The sequence below is a fragment of the Burkholderia sp. ABCPW 11 genome (assembly GCF_001523445.1).
GTDB lineage: Bacteria > Pseudomonadota > Gammaproteobacteria > Burkholderiales > Burkholderiaceae > Burkholderia.
Window position 1 is genome coordinate 300,884 of record NZ_LOVM01000002.1, and the last position, 19,612, is coordinate 320,495.

At 66.9% G+C, this 19,612-nt stretch carries 17 protein-coding genes and 2 tRNA genes; 13 read left to right on the forward strand and 6 right to left on the reverse strand.

Annotation, left to right across the window (positions count from 1 at the left end):
* Positions 1-50 precede the first annotated feature (50 nt).
* The 8 genes from WS61_RS02080 to WS61_RS02115 all read left to right on the forward strand — a co-directional run bounded on the left by WS61_RS02080 (position 51) and on the right by WS61_RS02115 (position 7,732).
* Positions 51-1,040 carry an aliphatic sulfonate ABC transporter substrate-binding protein gene (locus WS61_RS02080; protein ID WP_059499018.1) on the forward strand — a complete coding sequence of 330 codons (990 nt, stop codon included), beginning with the start codon at positions 51-53 and terminating at the stop codon, positions 1,038-1,040.
* 117 nt (positions 1,041-1,157) lie between these two features.
* Positions 1,158-1,244, forward strand: a tRNA-Leu gene (locus tag WS61_RS02085).
* Between the two features lie 190 nt (positions 1,245-1,434).
* Positions 1,435-1,521: transfer RNA gene (locus WS61_RS02090), tRNA-Leu, on the forward strand.
* A gap of 241 nt (positions 1,522-1,762) precedes the next feature.
* A complete protein-coding gene (locus WS61_RS02095; protein ID WP_034207157.1) occupies positions 1,763-3,010 on the forward strand; it encodes an ROK family protein in 1,248 nt (415 codons plus the stop codon).
* Positions 2,997-4,550 carry a sugar ABC transporter ATP-binding protein gene (locus WS61_RS02100; protein WP_059499019.1) on the forward strand — a complete coding sequence of 518 codons (1,554 nt, stop codon included), beginning with the start codon at positions 2,997-2,999 and terminating at the stop codon, positions 4,548-4,550. The genes WS61_RS02095 and WS61_RS02100 overlap by 14 nt, the downstream gene beginning before the upstream one ends.
* A gap of 40 nt (positions 4,551-4,590) precedes the next feature.
* Positions 4,591-5,628 carry a ribose ABC transporter permease gene (locus tag WS61_RS02105; protein WP_034207155.1) on the forward strand — a complete coding sequence of 346 codons (1,038 nt, stop codon included), beginning with the start codon at positions 4,591-4,593 and terminating at the stop codon, positions 5,626-5,628.
* Positions 5,629-5,715: 87 nt separating this feature from the next.
* Positions 5,716-6,660, forward strand: a complete 945-nt coding sequence (locus tag WS61_RS02110; RefSeq protein ID WP_059499020.1) for an ABC transporter substrate-binding protein — start codon at positions 5,716-5,718, stop codon at positions 6,658-6,660.
* Positions 6,661-6,793: 133 nt separating this feature from the next.
* Positions 6,794-7,732, forward strand: coding sequence for a carbohydrate kinase (locus WS61_RS02115; RefSeq protein ID WP_059499021.1), 939 nt, complete (start codon positions 6,794-6,796; stop codon positions 7,730-7,732).
* 22 nt (positions 7,733-7,754) lie between these two features.
* Here the strand turns inward: WS61_RS02115 and WS61_RS02120 are convergent, their stop codons facing one another.
* The 3 genes from WS61_RS02120 to WS61_RS02130 all read right to left on the reverse strand — a co-directional run bounded on the left by WS61_RS02120 (position 7,755) and on the right by WS61_RS02130 (position 10,808).
* Positions 7,755-9,485: a SulP family inorganic anion transporter gene (locus tag WS61_RS02120; protein WP_059499022.1), complete on the reverse strand. Its 1,731-nt coding sequence runs from the start codon at positions 9,483-9,485 to the stop codon at positions 7,755-7,757.
* 17 nt (positions 9,486-9,502) lie between these two features.
* Positions 9,503-10,129, reverse strand: a complete 627-nt coding sequence (locus WS61_RS02125) for a ParB-like protein (protein WP_059499023.1) — start codon at positions 10,127-10,129, stop codon at positions 9,503-9,505.
* Between the two features lie 136 nt (positions 10,130-10,265).
* Positions 10,266-10,808 carry a GNAT family N-acetyltransferase gene (locus WS61_RS02130; protein WP_059499024.1) on the reverse strand — a complete coding sequence of 181 codons (543 nt, stop codon included), beginning with the start codon at positions 10,806-10,808 and terminating at the stop codon, positions 10,266-10,268.
* A gap of 281 nt (positions 10,809-11,089) precedes the next feature.
* Here WS61_RS02130 and WS61_RS02135 point away from each other — a divergent pair, with 281 nt between their 5' ends.
* The 4 genes from WS61_RS02135 to WS61_RS02150 all read left to right on the forward strand — a co-directional run bounded on the left by WS61_RS02135 (position 11,090) and on the right by WS61_RS02150 (position 16,206).
* The gene (locus WS61_RS02135; RefSeq protein WP_059499025.1) at positions 11,090-12,310 is read left to right on the forward strand and encodes an MFS transporter; all 1,221 of its coding nucleotides are present in this window, start codon (positions 11,090-11,092) and stop codon (positions 12,308-12,310) included.
* 215 nt (positions 12,311-12,525) lie between these two features.
* Positions 12,526-13,347 carry a TetR/AcrR family transcriptional regulator gene (locus tag WS61_RS02140; RefSeq protein ID WP_059499026.1) on the forward strand — a complete coding sequence of 274 codons (822 nt, stop codon included), beginning with the start codon at positions 12,526-12,528 and terminating at the stop codon, positions 13,345-13,347.
* Between the two features lie 157 nt (positions 13,348-13,504).
* Positions 13,505-15,259: an AMP-binding protein gene (locus WS61_RS02145; protein ID WP_059499027.1), complete on the forward strand. Its 1,755-nt coding sequence runs from the start codon at positions 13,505-13,507 to the stop codon at positions 15,257-15,259.
* A 29-nt stretch (positions 15,260-15,288) separates the two neighbouring features.
* Positions 15,289-16,206 carry a DUF1571 domain-containing protein gene (locus WS61_RS02150; protein ID WP_059499028.1) on the forward strand — a complete coding sequence of 306 codons (918 nt, stop codon included), beginning with the start codon at positions 15,289-15,291 and terminating at the stop codon, positions 16,204-16,206.
* A 27-nt stretch (positions 16,207-16,233) separates the two neighbouring features.
* Here the strand turns inward: WS61_RS02150 and WS61_RS02155 are convergent, their stop codons facing one another.
* Positions 16,234-16,518 (reverse strand): hypothetical protein, encoded by a 285-nt coding sequence (locus WS61_RS02155; protein ID WP_059499029.1) that lies wholly within the window; start codon positions 16,516-16,518, stop codon positions 16,234-16,236.
* 295 nt (positions 16,519-16,813) lie between these two features.
* On the opposite strand from WS61_RS02155, the gene hfq reads away from it, so the two are divergent.
* Positions 16,814-17,353 carry an RNA chaperone Hfq gene (gene hfq, locus WS61_RS02160; protein WP_059499030.1) on the forward strand — a complete coding sequence of 180 codons (540 nt, stop codon included), beginning with the start codon at positions 16,814-16,816 and terminating at the stop codon, positions 17,351-17,353.
* Positions 17,354-17,434: 81 nt separating this feature from the next.
* On the opposite strand, the gene WS61_RS02165 is transcribed toward hfq, so the two are convergent.
* A complete protein-coding gene (locus tag WS61_RS02165; RefSeq protein ID WP_059499031.1) occupies positions 17,435-18,160 on the reverse strand; it encodes a DUF2968 domain-containing protein in 726 nt (241 codons plus the stop codon).
* 54 nt (positions 18,161-18,214) lie between these two features.
* The gene (locus tag WS61_RS02170; protein ID WP_059499032.1) at positions 18,215-19,606 is read right to left on the reverse strand and encodes a sigma 54-interacting transcriptional regulator; all 1,392 of its coding nucleotides are present in this window, start codon (positions 19,604-19,606) and stop codon (positions 18,215-18,217) included.
* Between the last annotated feature and the right edge of the window lie 6 nt (positions 19,607-19,612).

Consider the following 19,612-nt stretch of genomic DNA (forward strand, 5'->3'; position numbering starts at 1 on the left):
ACGTTAGCCGGCTCGCCTCACCGCAACCCACCCACCGAGGAACACGCTTGATGACGTCGATGAACCGCCGCGCGTTTGCGCGCACGATACTGGCTGCGGGCCTCGCTGCCGCGGGCATCCGCACGCATGCGGAGAACACGCCTGCCGCGCTGCGCATCGGCTACCAGAAATCGTCGACGCTGATCACGCTGCTCAAGGCGCACGGCACGCTCGAGCAGGCGCTTGCGCCGCTCGGGCTGCGCGTGTCGTGGCATGAATTCGCGAGCGGATTGCCGCTGACCGAGGCGCTCAACGTCGGCGCCGTCGATTTCAGCGCCGACGTCGCCGACACGGTCCCGGTCTTCGCGCAGGCCGCCCATGCGCGTTTCGTGTATGTCGCGCAGGAAGCGCCGTCGCCGAAGGCACAGGCGATCATCGTGAAGAAGGACAGCGCATTGCGCACCCTCGCCGACCTGAAGGGCAAGCGCATCGCGGTCACCAAGGCCGCCGGCAGCCACTATCTGTTGCTCGTCGCGCTCGCACGCGCGCGGCTCGCGCCCGCCGATACGGCGATCCATTACCTGACGCCCGCGGACGGCCGCGCGGCGTTCGAGCGCGACAGCGTGGACGCCTGGATCACGTGGGATCCCTATATCGCGTCGGTCGACCAGCATCCCGATGTGCGGATTCTCGCCGACGGCAGCGGACTCGCATCGTATCAGCGCTACTACCTCGCATCGAGCGGCTTCGCTGCCGCCCACCCGGACGCCGTGCGGATCCTGTTCGACCAGTTGTCGCAGACGGGCACGTGGCTGCGCGATCACCAGCAGGAAGCCGCGAACACGCTTGCGCCGATCTGGGGCCTCGACGCCGCGACGATCGCACGTGCGAATGCGCGACGCAGCTACCTCGTGCGGCCGGTGATCGTGCAAAACTTCGGCGAACAGCAGCAGATCGCCGACACGTTCTTCGCGGCCGGGGTATTGCCGACCCGAGTCGACACGAAAGAAGCGCAGCGCTGGAATTTCACGGCGAATCGCGCGGAGCCGGTCGGCGTGTGAAAGGCCGGGCCGCCCCGCCAGGGCGGCAAAATATTTTTATGTGGCCGGATGAAATTGTATTGACAGACTTTCCCGGCACGCTACAATAGCGGTCTTCGCATCGCAGCAAGCGAACGTGCCCAGGTGGCGGAATTGGTAGACGCACTAGGTTCAGGTCCTAGCGGTGGCAACATCGTGGAGGTTCGAGTCCTCTCCTGGGCACCATCTGTTTTTTAAAAAGGTCGGCTTTCAGCCGACCTTTTTTCATTTCGAGCCTCCGAATCGATGCGCATGTTCGGCACGGGTTTCGGCTCCACCAAGGTGCCCGTTATTTTGGTTCGCGTCCTAAAATTATGTTGACAGCCCGTGAAGACACGCTAGAATAGCGGTCTTCGCATCGCAGCAAGCGAAACGTGCCCAGGTGGCGGAATTGGTAGACGCACTAGGTTCAGGTCCTAGCGGTGGCAACACCGTGGAGGTTCGAGTCCTCTCCTGGGCACCATCTGTTTTTGAAAAGGTCGGCTTTTAGCCGGCCTTTTTTCATTTCCGGCCCCGGAATCATCGCAGGCCATCTGCAATCCCTCCCCGATTTCGGGTGTCCGAGCCCGCCCCCCCCTTCCCCCGCCCTTCACGAAACAGAACCGGGATTTCCCTAGGCTGACAGGTCCTCGCTCCCGCGGTTAAATAAATCAACGTGATTTATTTAATGCGCCGCCGAGCGGTGCGACATGGAAGGAGACGCCATGAGAAGCCCGCACTTCGGCCAGGGAAGCAATTCGGCCAACGTGCGCCGTTACAACGAGCGCCTGTTGCTGAAGACGCTGCGCCGCGCGGGCAGCGCATCGAAGGCCGATCTCGCCCGTCTCGCGAGCATGACGGGTACGGCGGTCGGCAGCATCATCGCGTCGCTCGCCGACGCGAAGCTGATCGAATTCGCCGGCCGCACCGAAGGCCAGCGCGGCCAGCCGGCTTCGCTGATCCGGCTCGATCCGCGCGGCGCGTTCGGCATCGGCGTCCATCTCGACCGGATGCGCATCGAGACGGCGCTCGTCAATTTCGCGGGTGACGTGCTCGGCCGCCGCTCGCACGACACGCTGCTTCCCCCGCCCGCCGACGTGCTCGAGATCGTGCGTCACGACATCGATGCGATGCAGGCCCTGCTCCCCGACCATGAACGCGCCCGCCTGACCGGCATCGGCGTCGCGCAACCGTACAACCTCGGCGCGTGGATGCGCGAGCTCGGCCTCGCGCCCGACACGTTCCGCGCGTGGGAAGACGTCGATTTCGCGGCCGACCTCGGTCGCACGCTGTCGCTGCCCGTCTTCGGCGAAAACGACGGCAACGCAGCGGCGATCGCCGAACTGTTCTACGGGTACGGCCGGCAGTGCGACGACTTCGTCTACCTGTTCATCGGGCCGGCGATCGGCGGCGGGATCGCGATCGACGGCGACTGCCTGCGCGGCGTGACCGGCAACGCGGGGGACATCGCGGTGATTCCGGTGCCGCCGAGCCGGCTGGCGTCCGCGCCGCCGCCGCGCGGCCAATGGGACATCCTGCTCGCGCGCGCCTCGCTGCATGCGCTCGTGCGCCACCTGCGCCATCGCGGCGAGACGGTCGAGAACCGCGCCGATCTCGAAGCATGCATCGCCCGTGGCCTGCCGGCCGTCGACGAATGGATCGACGATTGCGTCGACGCGCTCGCGCCGGCGTTGCGCGCGGTGCTGTGCGTGATCGACGCGCCGGTGGTCGTGATCGACGCCGACACCGACGCGGGCCTGCTCGACGCAGTCACGACCCGCCTGCGCGCGGCACTCGTGGCCACCGCGCCCGAGGCACGCGGTACACCCGTGCTCGTGCGCGGCACGTTCGGCGCCGACGCCGGCGCGATCGGCGCCGCCACGCTGCCGATGTTTTTCAACTTCTCCCCGCGGGCCGGCATCCTCAAGGGCGCCCGCACCGACTCGCAGGAGGTCAACCATGTCGCGATCTGAGTCGCCCCGTCCGTTGCTCGAGATGCGCGGAATCAGCAAGACGTTCCCGGCCGTGCGCGCGCTCGACAACGTCAGCCTGACCGTCTATCCGGGCGAGATCCATTCGCTGATGGGCGAGAACGGCGCGGGCAAATCGACGCTGATGAAGATCCTGTCGGGCGCCTATCGCGCCGACGCCGGCGGCGAAATCCTGATCGACGGCCAACGCATCGACATCGACGGCCCGCTCGCCGCGCGCGATGCCGGCGTCGCGGTGATCTACCAGGAGCTGTGCCTGTCGCCGAACCTGACCGTCGCGGAAAACATCTACGTCGGCCGCGAACTGCGCCGCGGCAACCGGCGCTGGGGCACCATCGACCGCGCGGCGATGGCGCGCGGCTGCCAGGACGTGCTCGCGCGCCTGGGCGCCCCGTTCGGGCCCGACACGCTCGTCGACACGCTGTCGATCGCCGAACAGCAGCTCGTCGAAATCGCACGCGCCGTGCACACCCGCGCCCGCATCCTCGTGATGGACGAGCCGACCACGCCGTTGTCGTCGCGCGAAACCGAACACCTGTTCCGCCTGATCCGCCAGTTGCGTGAGGAAGGCCTCGCGATCATCTACATCAGCCACCGGATGGCGGAGATCTACGAACTGTCCGACCGCGTGTCGGTGCTGCGCGACGGCGCGTACGTCGGCACGCTGGAGCGCGCGGCGCTGTCGGCCGAGCGGCTCGTCGCGATGATGGTCGGCCGCGACATCTCCGGCTTCTACAAGAAGGAACATGCGCCCTACGACCCCGGCCACCTGCTGCTGTCGGTCCGCGACATCGCCGACGGCACGCGCGTGCGCGGCTGCAGCCTCGACCTGCATGCGGGCGAGGTGCTCGGCATTGCGGGCCTCGTCGGCGCGGGCCGCACCGAGCTCGCACGGCTGATCTTCGGCGCCGAGCCGCGCGTGCGCGGCGACGTGAAGCTGGGCGAGCGCACGTTCGGCGCGCACTCGCCGCGCGACGCGATCGACGCGGGCCTCGTCTACCTGACCGAGGACCGCAAACGCCAAGGCCTGTTCCTCGACATGAGCGTGCGCGACAACATCAACATCTCGGTGTGCAACCGCGATGCCCGGCTGGGCGCGCTCGATCTCGCCCGCGGCGCCGAACGCGCGCGCGACGCGATCGCATCGCTGTCGATCCGCGTACCGCACGCGAACGTCAACGTCGGCGCGCTGTCGGGCGGCAACCAGCAAAAAGTGCTGCTGTCGCGCCTGCTCGAAACGAAGCCGCGCGTGCTGATCCTCGACGAACCGACGCGCGGCGTCGACATCGGCGCGAAATCCGAGATCTACCGGATCATCAACGAACTGGCCCGTGCCGGTGTGGGCGTGATCGTGATTTCGAGCGAGCTGCCGGAAATCATCGGCGTCGCCGACCGCGTGCTCGTGATGCGCGAAGGCGAGATCGCGGGCGAACTCGGCGGCCACACGCAGACGCCGATCACGCAGGAAGCGATCATCGCGCTCGCCACGGGCTCGCAGGCCGAACTGGCCGACGCGCATTGACCACGGCCCCTTCATTTCCCTCTTCTTTCAAGGTACCGACATGATCAACCCGACCAAGCAGCGGAACCTCGCTTCCGCGACCGCCCATCCGGTCGCCAACCGCACGCCCCTGATGCGCGGCGCCGATCATCGCGCCCGCATGCAATCGCTGATCCGCACGGCCGGCATGCTGCCGGTGCTGCTGGTCCTGTGCGTCGGCTTCGGCTTCCTGACCGACGGCTTCTTCACGCTGCAGAACCTGTCGATCGTCACGCAGCAGGCGTCGATCAACATCGTGCTCGCCGCCGGCATGACCTTCGTTATCCTGACGGGCGGCATCGATCTGTCGGTCGGCTCGGTGCTCGCCGCCGCGGCCGTCGCGGCGCTGCTCGCGTCGACCATTCCCGGCTGGGGCTGGCTCGGCGTGCCGTTCGCGCTCGCCGTCGGCCTCGTGTTCGGCGCGATCAACGGCGGGCTGATCTCGTTCCTGCGCCTGCCGCCGTTCATCGTCACGCTCGGCGCGATGACGGCCGTGCGCGGCGTCGCGCGCCTGATCGGCAACGACACGACGGTGTTCAATCCGCAACTGCCGTTCGCGTTCATCGGCAACGGCTCGATCCTCGGCGTGCCGTGGCTCGTCGTGATCGCATGCGCGGTGATCGCGATCTCGTGGTTCATCCTGCGCCGCACGGTGCTCGGGATGCGGATTTATTCGGTCGGCGGCAACCCGGAAGCCGCGCGCCTGTCCGGCATCAACGTGCGGGCGATCCAGATGTTCGTGTATGCGGCGTCGGGCCTGCTCGCGGGCCTCGGCGCGGTAATGTCGGCCGCGCGCCTGTATGCGGCCAACGGCCTGCAGCTCGGCCAGTCGTACGAGCTCGACGCGATCGCCGCGGTGATCCTCGGCGGCACGAGCTTCGTCGGCGGCGTCGGTTCGATCGTCGGCACGTTGATCGGCGCGCTGATCATCGCGGTGCTGACCAACGGCCTCGTGCTGCTCGGCGTGTCCGACATCTGGCAGTACATCATCAAGGGGCTGGTGATCATCGGTGCGGTCGCGCTCGACCGCTATCGCCAGCGCGACTCGGCCCGGACCTGACAACCCCTTCCTCATCGCTCAACCATCGGCGCGCAGGCAGGTGCTCCTGCGCCCGTTCGCCAACAGACCTCACGGAGACACAACGACATGTTCAAGCACACCGCTGCCCTGACCGCCGCCGCCTGCGCACTCGCCTTCGGCGCCGGCGCCGCCCATGCAGCCGACAAGCCGCTGAAATCGATCGGCGTCACGGTCGGGTCGCTCGGCAACCCGTACTTCGTCACGATCGTGAAGGGCGCCGAAGCGCGCGCGAAGCAGCTCAACCCCAATGCGAAGATCACGGCCGTATCGGCCGACTACGACCTGAACAAGCAGTTCACGCAGATCGACAACTTCATCTCCGCGCACGTCGACATGATCCTGCTCAACGCGACCGATCCGAAGGCGATCGAGCCGGCGGTGAAGAAGGCGCAGGCAGCCGGCATCACGGTCGTCGCGGTGGACGTCGCGGCGGCCGGCGCGAACGCGACCGTGCAGACCAACAACGTGAAGGCCGGCGAACTCGCGTGCGACTACCTCGCGAAGAAGCTGAACGGCAAGGGCAACGTGATCATCGAGAATGGCCCGCAGGTGTCGGCCGTGATCGATCGCGTGAACGGCTGCAAGGCCGTGCTCGCGAAGAATCCCGGCATCAAGCTGCTGTCGAGCGACCAGGACGGCAAGGGCTCGCGCGAAGGCGGGATGAACGCGATGCAGGGCTACCTGACGCGCTTTCCGAAGCTCGACGGCGTGTTCACGATCAACGACCCGCAGGCGATCGGCAGCGATCTCGCGGCGAAACAGCTGAACCGCCCGAACATCGTGATCACGTCGGTCGACGGCGCGCCCGACATCGAGGCGGCGCTGAAGTCGAACACGCTCGTGCAGGCGTCGTCGAGCCAGGATCCGTGGGCGATGGCGCAGCAGGCCGTCAACGTCGGCTATGGAATCATGAACGGCCAGAAACCGGCCAACCCGATGATCCTGATCGAGCCGACGCTCATCACGCGCGACAACGTGAAGACCTACAAGGGCTGGAGTTCCCCGCGCTGATCGCGGCGACCCACCCGCGAGGCCGGGCGGTGCCGGGCCGCGTCGCCGCGCGACGCGCCGGCACTGCCCGCCTGTTCAGATTCAGATCAACTGCCGTACGGCCGCATGCGACGCCGCGGCACGAGGTTTCAACATGACGACGACGTTTCCCCGCCTGATCGTTTTCGGCGAAGCGCTGACCGATTTCATCCGCGACGACGCACGGCACTGGCACAGCATCGCCGGCGGCTCGTGCTGGAACGTCGCGCGCGTCGCGGCGCGACTCGGCGCGCCGACGGCCTTCGCCGGCACGGTGAGCCGCGACATCTTCGGCGACGAACTGATGCGCAAGAGCGCCGACGCCGGGCTCGACATGCGTTTCATCCGGCAGGTCGACCGCGCACCGCTGCTCGCGATGGTCGTATCGAAGCAGCCGCCCCACTATTTCTTCATCGGCGAAAACAGCGCCGATCTCGCGTTCGATCCGGCCGACTTGCCCGCCGGCGCCTTCGACGCGGCCGACATCGTGCACGTCGGCTCGCTCGGTGTCGTGCGCGAGCCGCTCGCGTCGCGCCTGATCGCGCTCGCGCAGGCCGCGCGCGCGGCCGGCAAGCGAATCTCGTTCGACCCGAACTTCCGCGCGCCGATGGCCGCGCCGTCGTATCGCGACACGCTACGCCGGCTGACCGCGCTCGCCGACTGGATCAAGGTATCCGACGAGGATCTGCGCGGGCTGTTTCCGGAACTCGACGAAGCGGCCGCGCTCGCGCAGCTGCGCGCGTGGGCGCCCGACGCGACGATGCTCGTCACGCGCGGCGCAGCCGGCATGCAACTGCTGCATCGCGATACCGTGCTGTTCCAGCCCGCGTTCCCGACCGAAGTTGCCGACACGGTCGGCTGCGGCGACGCGAGCATCGGCGGCTGGCTCGCGAGCCAGCTTGCACGGCCCGAAGCGTCGGCCGCCGAGCATCTGCGCTACGCGGCCGCGTGTGCGGCCGTCGCCTGTGCACATGCGGGCGCCTATGCGCCGACGGCCGCGGAAGTGACCGACATGATCGAGCGCACCGCCGCCGGCGCCGCGCTTTCGCGATAGACGGCGCCGACGCGCCGCGCCGTCACGCGGCAGGCGTGCCGTCGTTGCCGTTCGGCGGACTGCCGGCCTGCAACAGTTGCAGGCTCTCGTCGACGCTCAGTTCCGACATCGCAACGTCGTGCAGCGTGTCGTCCGCCGCGCGGCGCAGCGCATGCAGCGCGTGCACCTTGAGCCGCACGAGCGCGAGCCGCAGCCCGCGCGCTACGCATTCGGCCGCGAACGTGCGCAACGATTCGATCGTCGTGCCGTCGACATCCGGTGTTTCCTCGAGACTCAACATCACGGTCCGTGCGTCCGGCGCGGCCTTCATCAGCGCACGCACGCGATTGAGCATCCGGTCCGCATTCGCGAAGAACAACTGCGCCTCGGGCCGCACGATCAGCACGCCCGGCACCGGCTTCGCGTCGGCATGGCTCGCGACGTCGACGAAATCGTGGCTGTCGCGCAGCCGGCCGAGCACGCTGACGTTCGGTTCGGACAGCTTGCGCAGCGTCAGCAGCAGGCTCACGCCGATGGCCGCGAGCAGCCCGTGCAGCACGCCGAGCGCGAGCACCGCGAGCAGCGACGCGATCACGACGAGCCGGTCGCGATGCCAGGCCCAGTACGGCCGGAACACGGACGGATGCAGCGAGTGGCTGACCGCGAAGATCACGATCGCCGCGAGCACGGGCTCGGGCGTACGCGCGAGCTGCGGCAGCAGCAGCCAGACGATCAGCGCGACCACGGCAGCCGCGCACAGGCCGGCCACGCGCGACTGCGCACCGGCCGCCTCGTTCGCCGAGGTCGCCGAATAGCCTGCGCCGACCGGCATCCCGTGCAGCAGGCCCGACACGAGGTTCGCACAACCGAGCGCGACGAGGTCGCGGTTCGGCGACACGGTATCGCCGTGCTTCAGCGCGAAATTGCGGATCGATCCGTACGACTCCGCATACAGGATCAGCATCAGCGCGAATGCGAGCTCGACCGTCTGCATCCATGCGTTGCGGTCGAGATACGGCAAGCCGAATTCGAGGTGCCGGAAATCGATATGGCCGACGACCGCGATTCCGTACCGCTGCCAGTCGATCGCGTAACCCGCCGCGATCGACAGCACGATCACGACGAGCGTCGCAGGCACGCGCGAGCCGCGGCCGAGTACGAACAGCAACGCGAGCGCCGTCGCGCCGAGCACCGCGCTCGCGAGATTCGCGTGCGGCGCGCCGGCGAGCAGGTCGAGCGCGACGTGCGGCGCATCGCCGTGCTGCACGGCAATCGCGAGAATCTTCGGGAGCTGCTTGATGACGATCGTCAGTGCGAGACCGAACGTGAAGCCGCGCAGCACGGGCCGCGCGACGAAATCCGACATGCCGCCGAGCCGCGCGACGCCGGCCAGGACGAACAGCACGCCCGTCATCGCGACGAGCGCCGCCGCGAGCGCAAGCTGCGCGTCCAGCGCCATTCCCGATTCGGCGAGCACGGTCGCGGCGAGCACCGCGGCCGACGACGACGTCGACGACACGATCGCAAAGCGGCTGCTGCCCGTCAGCGCATAGACGACGAGCCCCGATAGCAGCGCGATGAGGCCGGCCTGCGGCGGCAGGTTGGCGAGCCCCGCATATGCGACCGCCTCGGGAATCAGCAGGCCGGCAATCGACAGGCCGGCCAGCGCATCGAGGCCGACGCGCCGCGTGCGCGGTGCGGGCGGCGCGTCGAGCGCCGCGAAATGGTCCGGACGCTGCGGGCCGGCGTCGGGGCGGATCGGGGCGGTCGTCATGAGGCGGTCGGCGCCGGTCAGGGTTTGACGGCAATCACGCCCGACCAGCCGGGCAGATAGCGCGCGTCCTGGTCGTGCGCGCGCTGCAGCGCGATATCAAGCGCCTTCGCGAAGTTCTTGCGGATCTGGTCGAGCGATACGTGCTGGCGCAGATAGTCGGCCCACAGGAATTCGCTGAACGGCGTCGCGTCCTTCGCATAGCCGCCCGCCGTGCGCAGCTCGCCGGCGAGGCTGCGGTACGGATCGTCCTCGAGCCCCGTCAGCGCCTTCGGCAAATGCGCATAGCCGCGCCGCGAACCGTCCGGGCCGAACGGATGCACCCACTGGTTGTGTTCCATCATCCGCCAGAAGATCGTGTCGTCGAGCCACGACAGATCCTTCAGCAGCATCGCGTTCACGCGCGCCTCGCCCTCCTCGATCAGCGCGAGGCCGAGATGGTGGTGATCGGTGATGTAGTGCAACCCGTCCGGACCGAGGACGGCCGGGAACCAGTGCGATTCGATCGCGGCCTTGCGCGCGCGCTTGTTCAGCGCCTTCCAGTGTTTGCGCTTCGCCTTGACTTCGCGATAGCCGACCGTCATCTGGGTCGGACGCAGCGCGTCGAGCCTGACGGGAATGAGATGAACGTCGTTGCCGAGTGCCATGGTCGTACCCCATGTTGCGAATTTCCGGCAACGATACTCCTGATCGCGCAAGCCGTTAATCCCTCATGGCCGCGACGCGCGTCCGGTTGACGATCTCCGACACCTGCCCGCGCGCACGACGCCGCACGACGTCGCACTACGCGCGCAAATCGTTGCGTTCGAGACGATGACGAATGTAAGGAATGCCGTCGTGCACGACGCTGACACGCCGCATGCCGAGCTTGCGCGCCACGTTCAGCGAGCCATGATTGGCCTGCGCGATATCGGCGATCACGCGCGGCAGGCGCACGGTGTCGAACGCATGCCGCACGACGGCCGCCGCGGCCTCGCTCGCGAGGCCGCGGCCCCACGTCGCCCGCACGAGCCGCCAGCCGATTTCGACGTCGCGCGCCCCGTCCTGATAGTCGGGAATCAGCAGGATCCAGCCGATGAACGCCTCGGGCGCGGCCTTCTCGAAGATCGACCAGTAGCCGAGGCCCGGCGGATAGTCGCGCGTGATCCGGTGCGTGACGAAGCGCCGATGCTCGTCGGGGTCATGCCACGGGCCCGCGATGTGGCGCGTGACCTCGGGATCGCGATCCATCTCGATGCATGCATCGAGATCGGCCAGCACGCGCGGCCGCAGCCACAGCCTCGCGGTTTCGAGCACGGGCAACGTGTCGGCGGAACGGTCATTCATCGGGACTCCTGATGCGGTGGCGTTGCGCATCGAGCGCATTACAGAACTGATACAAAAATCCTTCCGAAAGGATACAGATACCTGTGGCGTGCGTCGCGCGTTTCCGTTTCCGTTTCCGAAACAGTGCATTTCGTAGGGATTATTCCCGATTCGCGGTTATCGCGCTCCACTTCGCGCAGCGCGCAAGCCTACACTCGATCAGTGCCCCCGCGCCGCGCGCGAGCCGGGCCGGCATCCGCATGCAAATCGCGAGCGCGCAAGCCAACGAGGAGACCCCGGACATGAGCTGGACCCGCGAGCAACGCAACGTCACGATCGCCGCCTACCTGGGCTGGACGCTCGATGCATTCGATTTCTTCCTGATGGTTTTCGTGCTGAAGGACATCGCCGCGGAATTCTCGTCGACGATTCCCGCCGTCGCGTTCGCGCTCACGCTGACGCTCGCGATGCGCCCGCTCGGCGCATTGATCTTCGGCCGACTTGCCGACCGCTTCGGTCGCCGCCCGACGCTGATGGTCAACATCGCGTGCTATTCGCTGCTCGAACTGGCGTCGGGTTTCGCGCCGAGCCTGACCGCGCTGCTCGTGCTGCGCGCGCTGTTCGGCATCGCGATGGGCGGCGAATGGGGCGTCGGCTCAGCGCTGACGATGGAAACCGTGCCGACCCACGCGCGCGGCTTCGTGTCGGGGCTGCTGCAGGCCGGCTATCCGAGCGGCTATCTGCTCGCATCCGTCGTGTTCGGCCTGTTCTACCAATACATCGGCTGGCGCGGGATGTTCATGGTCGGCGTGCTGCCCGCGCTGCTCGTGCTGTACGTGCGGGCGCACGTGCCCGAATCGCCGGCATGGAAACAGATGGAGAAGCGCCCGCGCCCGAGCCTCGGCGCCACGCTGAAGCAGAACTGGAAGCTCACGATCTACGCGATCGTGCTGATGACCGCGTTCAACTTCTTCTCGCACGGCACGCAGGATCTCTATCCGACGTTCCTGCGCGAGCAGCATCGCTTCGATCCGCATACCGTATCGTGGATCACGATCGTGCTGAACATCGGCGCGATCGTCGGCGGCCTGTCGTTCGGCACGATCTCGGAGCGGATCGGCCGACGCCGCGCGATCTTCATCGCCGCGCTGATCGCGCTGCCCGTGCTGCCGCTGTGGGCGTTCTCGAGCGGCGCGATCGCGCTCGCCGCCGGCGCGTTCCTGATGCAGATCTCGGTACAGGGCGCGTGGGGCGTGATACCGGTTCACCTGAACGAGATCTCGCCCGACGAGATCCGCGCGACCTTCCCCGGCGTCGTCTACCAGCTCGGCAACCTGCTCGCGTCGGGCAACGCGACGATGCAGGCGTCGCTCGCCGTGTCGAACCACAACGATTACGGCTTCGCGCTCGCGCTCGTGGCCGGCATCGTCGCCGTCGCGATCGCCGTGCTGATCCTGTTCAGCCGCGAGCGGCGCGGTATCGACATGACGCAATCGGTCAATACGCGTACCACCGCCGTGTGAACCCGCACGTTGCGGCATCGCATCATCGCGCGCGCCCCGCCCTGCCGGGAGCGGGTGCAGCGCTTTCCGCACCTGCACATCGAACTAGAGGAATTGGTCCAGATTCCGCGCTTGCCCGGTCCGCCCGCGTTTTTTTATCTTAATGAAAACGACTGTTTGAATCAGATAATCAAATCACCTGTTCGCGGCCGGGCAACCGGCATGGGAGGCGGAACATGGCAGTAAGTCAGGAGGGGCGGCCATCTGCGGGACGGTCGTCCGGGGCGCGGTCATCCGGCACGCGGCAGACCGGCGGGACGAAGGCGCGCATTCTCGATGCGGCCGAGGATCTGTTCATCGAACATGGCTTCGAAGCGATGTCGATGCGGCAGATCACCTCGCGCGCGGCGGTCAATCTCGCCGCGGTCAACTACCACTTCGGCAGCAAGGAAGCGCTCATCCACGCGATGCTGTCGCGCCGGCTCGACCAGTTGAACCAGGAGCGCCTCGGCATCCTCGACCGCTTCGATGCGCAGCTCGGCACGCACATTACCTGCGAGCACGTGCTCGGCGCGATGTTCATTCCGGCGCTCAAAGCATCGCGCGATCCCGAACGCGGCGGGCCGGGGTTTCTGCGGCTGATCGGCCGCGCCTACACCGACCCTTCGCCGTTCGTGCGCAACTTCCTGACCGCGCACTACGCGAGCGTCGCGGGCCGCTTCTTCGACGCCTTTCAGCGCGCGCTGCCGCACCTGCCGCGCACCGAGCTCGGCTGGCGGCTGCACTTCGCGATCGGCGCGCTGTCCGGCGCGCTCGCGGGCGCCGAAACGGAAAGCCTGATCGACGAATTCTCGCAAGGCCGCACGATGAACGACGTGCAGATGATCGCGCGGCTGTCGTCGCTGATCGTCGCCGCGCTGAAGGCGCCGATGCCCGACAGCGCGCAACTGTCGATCTTCGCGGCGGTGCTCGACGACGCCGGCGCAAGCGAAGCATTCGGACTGCCGCAGTCAGGCCCGACCGCCGCCGAGACGGCGCCGCTGCATTCCACGAACTGAGCGCGCGAGGCCACGCGCGGCTTCCTGTTCACGATTTGATTGATACGCGCGGTCGTGCGCGGCGTCGAGGCGCCCGCGTCAACCGGCCGCGAAGCACGGGGCATGGGCTGGCGCTGGCGCGCCGACCCTCGCCGAGCGCCAAGACCGGAGACACGTCATGTCATCTTCCGCAGCACCCACCTCGGCCCACATTCCGCCGAACACCGATGCCATCTGGTACGCGTCGTACCCGCCCGGCGTCCCGCACGAGATCGACGTCACGCAATACGCGTCGCTCGTGCAGTTCTTCGACGAATGCACGACCCGCTTCGCCGACCGCGTCGCCTACGTGAGCGCCGGCGCATCGATGACCTACCGCACGCTCGCGCGCAAAGTCGACGCGTTCGCGTCGTATCTGCAAAGCCTCGGCGTGAAGCCCGGCGACCGCGTCGCGATCATGCTGCCGAACACGTTCCAGTATCCGGTCGCGCTGTTCGGCACGCTGAAGGCCGGCGCGATCGTCGTCAACGTGAATCCGCTCTACACCGTGCGCGAACTCGCTCACCAGTTGAAGGACAGCGGCGCGCAGACGATCGTCGTGTTCGAGAACTTCGCGCGCACGCTGCAGGACGCGCTGCCGGAAACGCAGGTGAAACACATCGTCGTCACCGCGCTCGGCGACTTGCTCTCCGACGGTTTCAACGCGAAAGGACGCCTGATCAATTTCGTGCTGAAGCACGTGAAGAAGCTCGTGCCGGCCTATCACCTGCCGCAGGCGATCCGGCTGCGCTCCGCCCTCGCGCTCGGCGCGCGCGGCAAGCCGCAACCGGTGCAGACCACGCGCGACGATCTCGCGTTCCTGCAGTACACGGGCGGCACGACCGGCGTCGCGAAAGGCGCGATGCTCACGCACGGCAACCTGATCGCGAACCTGCTGCAGGCGAAGGCCTGGATCGCCGACCAGGTGTCGGGCGACGTCGAAACCGTGCTCACGCCGCTGCCGCTCTATCACATCTATTCGCTGACGGTGAACGCGTTCATCTTCATGGGACTCGGCGGGCGCAACATCCTGATCGCGAACCCGCGCGACATGAAGATAGTGATGAAGATCATCCGCCACGAGACGTTCACGGGGATCACCGGCATCAACACGCTGTACAACGCGTTCCTCGACAACGACGAATTCCGCAAGCGCGACTTCTCGAAGCTCAAGCTCGCGATGGCGGGCGGGATGGCGATGCAGCGCGCGGTCGCCGAGCGCTTCCAGCAGGTGACGGGCCGCCCGGTGGTCGAAGGCTACGGCCTCACCGAGTGTTCGCCGATCGTCACGATGAATCCCGTGGACCTGAACGACATGGCCGCGTTCAGCGGTTCGATCGGCCTGCCCGCGCCGTCGACCGTCGTGCGCTTTCGTCGCGAGGACGGCACCTGGGCCGCGATCGGCGAGCCCGGCGAGCTGTGCGTGCGCGGCCCGCAGGTGATGCGCGGCTACTGGCAGCGCCCCGACGAGACGGCCAAGGTGATCGACGCCGACGGCTGGCTCGCCACCGGCGACATCGGCGTAATGGACGAGCGCGGCTTCATCCGCCTCATCGATCGCAAGAAGGACATGATCCTCGTGTCGGGCTTCAACGTATATCCGAACGAGATCGAGGAAGTGCTCGTGATGCATCCCGGCATCAGCGAAGCCGCGGCGATCGGCATTCCGGACGAGGTGCAGGGCGAACGGATCAAGGTGTTCGTCGTGCGTCGCGACCCGTCGTTGACGGCCGAGGATGTACTCGCGCACTGCCGCAAGAACCTGACCGGCTACAAGATGCCGAAATTCGTCGAGTTCCGCGACGCACTGCCGCAGACGAACGTCGGCAAGATCCTGCGCCGCGCGCTGCGCGACGAGGAACTCGCCAAAATCCAGGCGGCGAAGCAAGACTGAACGCCCCCTCGCTCCGGGAGACGCCATCGATGAAAGAAGGAACGAAGCGCCGCGCGCGACATGCCGCCGCGGCAGCCGTCGCATGCGTGCTGTCGCTCGCGCAGGCGGGCTTGCATGCACAGGAACAGGCCGGCGCCGCGAGCGCGGCACCGGCCGCCGCGCTCCCTGCGGATCTCGCGAAGGTCACGCACGAGCCGCTCGCGCAGCAGGCGCGCTGGCTGCGCACGGCGGCCCAGCGCGGCACGCTCGCGCAACTCGACGATGCGACGCTCACGGTGCTCTTCAAGGCGCTCGATCCGCTGGCCGTGCCGCTCTATATCCGTAACGGCCCCAGCGGTTATCCGTCTTACCGGTTCACGATGGTGCGCCAGGAGCGCATCAACGGGAAATGGTCCGACACGCCCGATCGCATGCTCGTGAAGACGACCCGCGAGCCGCTGCGCGTGTATGCGAAATGGCTGCCGGGCGGCGCACATGCCGGACAGGAGACGATCTACGACACGACGCAGCGCAAGGACGAGATGTACGGCCATCTCGGCGGCCTGCTCGGCAAGATTCCGTTATGGACGGCGATCGACGGCGCGCTCGCGCGCGCCCAGTCGAATCACCAGGTGAAGGATCTCGGCACCGAGTTCATCGCGAACCTGTACCTGACCGAAGGGAAGAAATACCTGGAAGCCGGCGTGCAGCGGCCGACCGACGTGGAAGCCAGAACGATCGGCGGCGTGCGCGTCGTCGCGCTGACCTACGAAACGCCGACCGGCCGGCCACAGTTCTATGCGAAAAAGGAGGTGCTTGGGCTCGACCTGCACGCACCCTATTTTCGGACCGTCGAATCCTATGACAACGACGGCAAGATCTTCGAGCGGATCGTCATCGAGAAAATCACACCGACGCCGCTCGACGACACCGCATTCGACCCGAAAAACCCCGAGTACGCGTTCTGATGCGCGTCGGCCGGGGCCAGCACGGGCTCAATCGTCATCGTCGTCGCCGTGGTGCCGATGCCAGTGCTTGTAATAGTGCTTGCGCCACTTGCGATAGCGATCGTCGTCGTCATCGCCGTAATAGCCGTATCCGTAGCCCGGATAGGCGACGACGGCGGGCTGCGGCGCCACATAGACCGGCGCCGGCTCGACATAGACCGGCGCGACCGGTACGCCGATGCCGACCGACAGATCCACGTGCCCCGCCATTGCACTACCGGAAGCGAGCAACGCCATGCTCCCGATCATTCCTGCCACTTGCCTCTTGTTCATGCTCCGGATCCCTGATAAGCCGGCCCGCCCGGCTCACGCGATTAATGTAAGCGCGGCGCCTGCACCGAGGTGATACGGGGCTGCGAGAGTCGTAACGCGACGTAACGAAACGACTTTGGCCGTTCGGCCTAATCGCGAAAATGCGCCGGAACGTCTATAGTGGGTTACGGTTCGACACAATCACGACTGCGCGCTTCCCTATCGAACAAGGTAGAATTCCGCCAAACGCCTTGTGGACGAACACGCCACACACACGCACAACATATTCTCTGACGCAGGCTCCTGCCGCACCTCAATGGCCAATCCCGCAGAATCCCATCCGCAAAACGACTTCATCAATTCGGCACGCAAGGAACGTAAGCGTGTTGAAATCTATCTCGTCAACGGCATTCGTCTGACGGGGTGTATCGAGTCGTTCGACCAGTATCTGGTGATGCTGCGCACCCCCGTGGGTCTGCAAGGCATCTACAAGCGTGCGATTTCCACGATCCAGCTCGACACCGGCGGCTCCCGCCCCGGCGGCGGCCCCCGCGGCCCGCGCACCGGTGGTCGCCCCGGCGGCCGCGAAGGCGGCGGTCACAGCCCGTACGGCTCGCATGGCGGCCCGCGCGAATCGCGCGGCGACGGCGGCTACGGCTCCCGCGAGCCGCGTGAAGGCTACGGTTCGCGTGAGCCGCGCGAAGGCTACGGCGCACCGCGCGAGCCGCGTGAAAGCTACGGCGCGCCGCGCGACACCGGCGATGCCTCCGGCAACGCCGCGCCGTCGGATTCCCGCGGCGGCAATGGGCCAGTCATCGTGACGCGCCGCCGGCGAATCGTGCCGGACGGCCAGTAAAACAAAAAGGGCAAGCCATCCGGCTTGCCCTTTTCACTGGTACGACCGATGCGGCGCGTCGCCGCGCCGCCGTCACCGGGTTCAGCGGGCCGTCGTCGGCAAGCCCGCGTCGGCCTCGCGCTGCAGCGAACGCACCTGCTGCTGCAACGCCCGCAGTTGCGACTGCAGCTGAGCCTGTTGCGCCTGCAGCGCCGCCGTTTCGCTCCGCACGCTCTTCTGCCGATCCGCCACCGCCGCCTGCTGCTGGCGGGCGATCGAGATATCCGCCTGCAAACGCCGCGCGCGGTCCTGCGTAACTTCGATCTGCTTGTCCATCTGCGCCTTCTGCGATTCCAGCTTCGCCGCCCGCAGTTCGTTGACGGCCAGCCGCTCCGCCTGATGCGAGAAATCGCGATAGATCGCTTCCGCTCGCGTTTCGTCGTAAGTCTTGATCACGCGCCAGAACGCCTTCTGCTGGAACAACGCGATGAAGTACGCACCGTCCTTGACGTTGAACAGCAGGCTGGCGCCGTAGCTGCCGTTGTAGCTCGTGCGCATTTCCGTCAGCGAATGCGCCTGGATCTGACGCTGCAAATCGTCGACCGTGCTCGGCCCCGTCGTCTCGCCGGCCTGCGGCTGCACCGGCGTCTGCGCCTGCGAATCGATCACCGGAATCGCGGCCACCGGCGCCGACGCCTGCTGCACCGCCGGCGCCTGCTGCACCGTCGACGAATCGCTGCCTGCCAGCCCCTGCGCGAACGCGCCTTGCATACCTCCCATCATGGCGAGCAACACGCTCACCCGCCCCAACCCCGTCATATGGCTCATGAAATTTTATTCCCGCCCGAGTCGTTGTAATTCACCGCGATTTTATCTCATTAATTACTCGCTTTCGCGGGTCTCGGGCTCTTCGTCGAAGATCTGATATTTGCGCATTTTTTCCCACAATACCTTGCGGCTGATACCGAGCTGCTGGGCCGTGTCCTGACGACGCCAACCGTTTGCGTCGAGCGCCGCGATCACGCGGCTGCGCTCGTTCATGTCCCACTTGCTGCGATCGACGAACACCTCGGCCGCGCTCTCCGCCGGCACCGGCTGGGCCGAGCTGCGTGCATGCGCGATCAGTCGCTGCAGCCGCGCGGCATCCCAGCCGCCCGTCTGCCGCACCGTCACGCCGACGCGCTCGGCGAGGTTGCGCAGTTCGCGCACGTTGCCGGGGAAATAGCTGTCCGCGACCGAATCCGTGAGCCAGTACGGCAGATCGGAGAGCTCGGCGAGCCGCTCCTCGCCGACCACCTCGGCAACGAACGACTTGAACAGCGCGATCTTGTCCACCGCGCCGCGCTCCTCCAGCGACGGGATGTTCAGCTCGATCACCGCGAGCCGGTAGTAGAGATCGGCCCGGAACAGCCCGTCCTTCACGAGCTGCGGCAGCTTCTTGTTGCTCGCCGCGACCAGACGGAAATCCACCTTCACCGGCGCCGTCGCGCCGACCCGCAGCACCGCGCCGTCCTCGAGCACCCGCAGCAGCTTGACCTGCTGATACAGCGGCAGATCGCCGACTTCGTCGAGGAACAGCGTGCCGCCGGCCGCCTGCTCGAAATAGCCTTTATGCGCAACAACCGCGCCCGTAAACGATCCTTTCGCATGGCCGAAGAACAGCGATTCGAACAGGCCGTCCGGAATCGCGCCGCAGTTCACCGGCACGAATTCACCGTGCCGGTAGCGCGAATGCTTTTCGTGCAGCAGTTGCGCGATGCGCTCCTTGCCGACGCCGGTTTCGCCGTGCAGCAGCACGTTGGTGTCGCAGTCGGCGAACGTATCGACTTCGTGCAGCAGCGCCTGCATCGATTCGGAGTGCGCGACGAGTTCGGATGGCTGCAACGTTTCGGCTGCGTGCGCACGCAGTTGCGTGACGAGCTTGCCGATCATGCCGCGCAATTCCGCACACGTGAAATCGAGCGGCAGGATGTGCGAATACTCGGGCGGGTACTGCGACGCGTCGTGGTCGCGCGCCGCGCCGACCCACACCACCGGCATGCCGATGTTGGCCTGCCAGTCGCGCAGGAATGCCGCGCCGCCTTCGATCATCGTCACGCTGATGATCGCCAGCGACCGCCGCATCGCGGCGCGCTCGGGCGAGACCGCCGCGTTGTCGGCGCGGATCACTTCGACGTCGAAGCTTGCCATGCATCGGGCGACGCGGTCGACGATGTCCGCCTTGCCTTCCCAGACGTACAGGTCGAGCTCTTCGATTGCGGGCGTGGTTCTCATGTTTCG

Excerpts from the sequence above, each read along its gene's own strand:
- WS61_RS02080 (WP_059499018.1), top strand. The coding sequence starts at position 51 with ATGACGTCGATGAACCGCCGCGCGTTTGCGCGCACGATACTGGCTGCG.
- WS61_RS02095 (WP_034207157.1), top strand. The coding sequence starts at position 1,763 with ATGAGAAGCCCGCACTTCGGCCAGGGAAGCAATTCGGCCAACGTGCGC.
- WS61_RS02100 (WP_059499019.1), top strand. The coding sequence starts at position 2,997 with ATGTCGCGATCTGAGTCGCCCCGTCCGTTGCTCGAGATGCGCGGAATC.
- WS61_RS02105 (WP_034207155.1), top strand. The coding sequence starts at position 4,591 with ATGATCAACCCGACCAAGCAGCGGAACCTCGCTTCCGCGACCGCCCAT.
- WS61_RS02110 (WP_059499020.1), top strand. The coding sequence starts at position 5,716 with ATGTTCAAGCACACCGCTGCCCTGACCGCCGCCGCCTGCGCACTCGCC.
- WS61_RS02115 (WP_059499021.1), top strand. The coding sequence starts at position 6,794 with ATGACGACGACGTTTCCCCGCCTGATCGTTTTCGGCGAAGCGCTGACC.
- WS61_RS02120 (WP_059499022.1), bottom strand. The coding sequence starts at position 9,485 with ATGACGACCGCCCCGATCCGCCCCGACGCCGGCCCGCAGCGTCCGGAC.
- WS61_RS02125 (WP_059499023.1), bottom strand. The coding sequence starts at position 10,129 with ATGGCACTCGGCAACGACGTTCATCTCATTCCCGTCAGGCTCGACGCG.
- WS61_RS02130 (WP_059499024.1), bottom strand. The coding sequence starts at position 10,808 with ATGAATGACCGTTCCGCCGACACGTTGCCCGTGCTCGAAACCGCGAGG.
- WS61_RS02135 (WP_059499025.1), top strand. The coding sequence starts at position 11,090 with ATGAGCTGGACCCGCGAGCAACGCAACGTCACGATCGCCGCCTACCTG.
- WS61_RS02140 (WP_059499026.1), top strand. The coding sequence starts at position 12,526 with ATGGCAGTAAGTCAGGAGGGGCGGCCATCTGCGGGACGGTCGTCCGGG.
- WS61_RS02145 (WP_059499027.1), top strand. The coding sequence starts at position 13,505 with ATGTCATCTTCCGCAGCACCCACCTCGGCCCACATTCCGCCGAACACC.
- WS61_RS02150 (WP_059499028.1), top strand. The coding sequence starts at position 15,289 with ATGAAAGAAGGAACGAAGCGCCGCGCGCGACATGCCGCCGCGGCAGCC.
- WS61_RS02155 (WP_059499029.1), bottom strand. The coding sequence starts at position 16,518 with ATGAACAAGAGGCAAGTGGCAGGAATGATCGGGAGCATGGCGTTGCTC.
- hfq (WP_059499030.1), top strand. The coding sequence starts at position 16,814 with ATGGCCAATCCCGCAGAATCCCATCCGCAAAACGACTTCATCAATTCG.
- WS61_RS02165 (WP_059499031.1), bottom strand. The coding sequence starts at position 18,160 with ATGAGCCATATGACGGGGTTGGGGCGGGTGAGCGTGTTGCTCGCCATG.
- WS61_RS02170 (WP_059499032.1), bottom strand. The coding sequence starts at position 19,606 with ATGAGAACCACGCCCGCAATCGAAGAGCTCGACCTGTACGTCTGGGAA.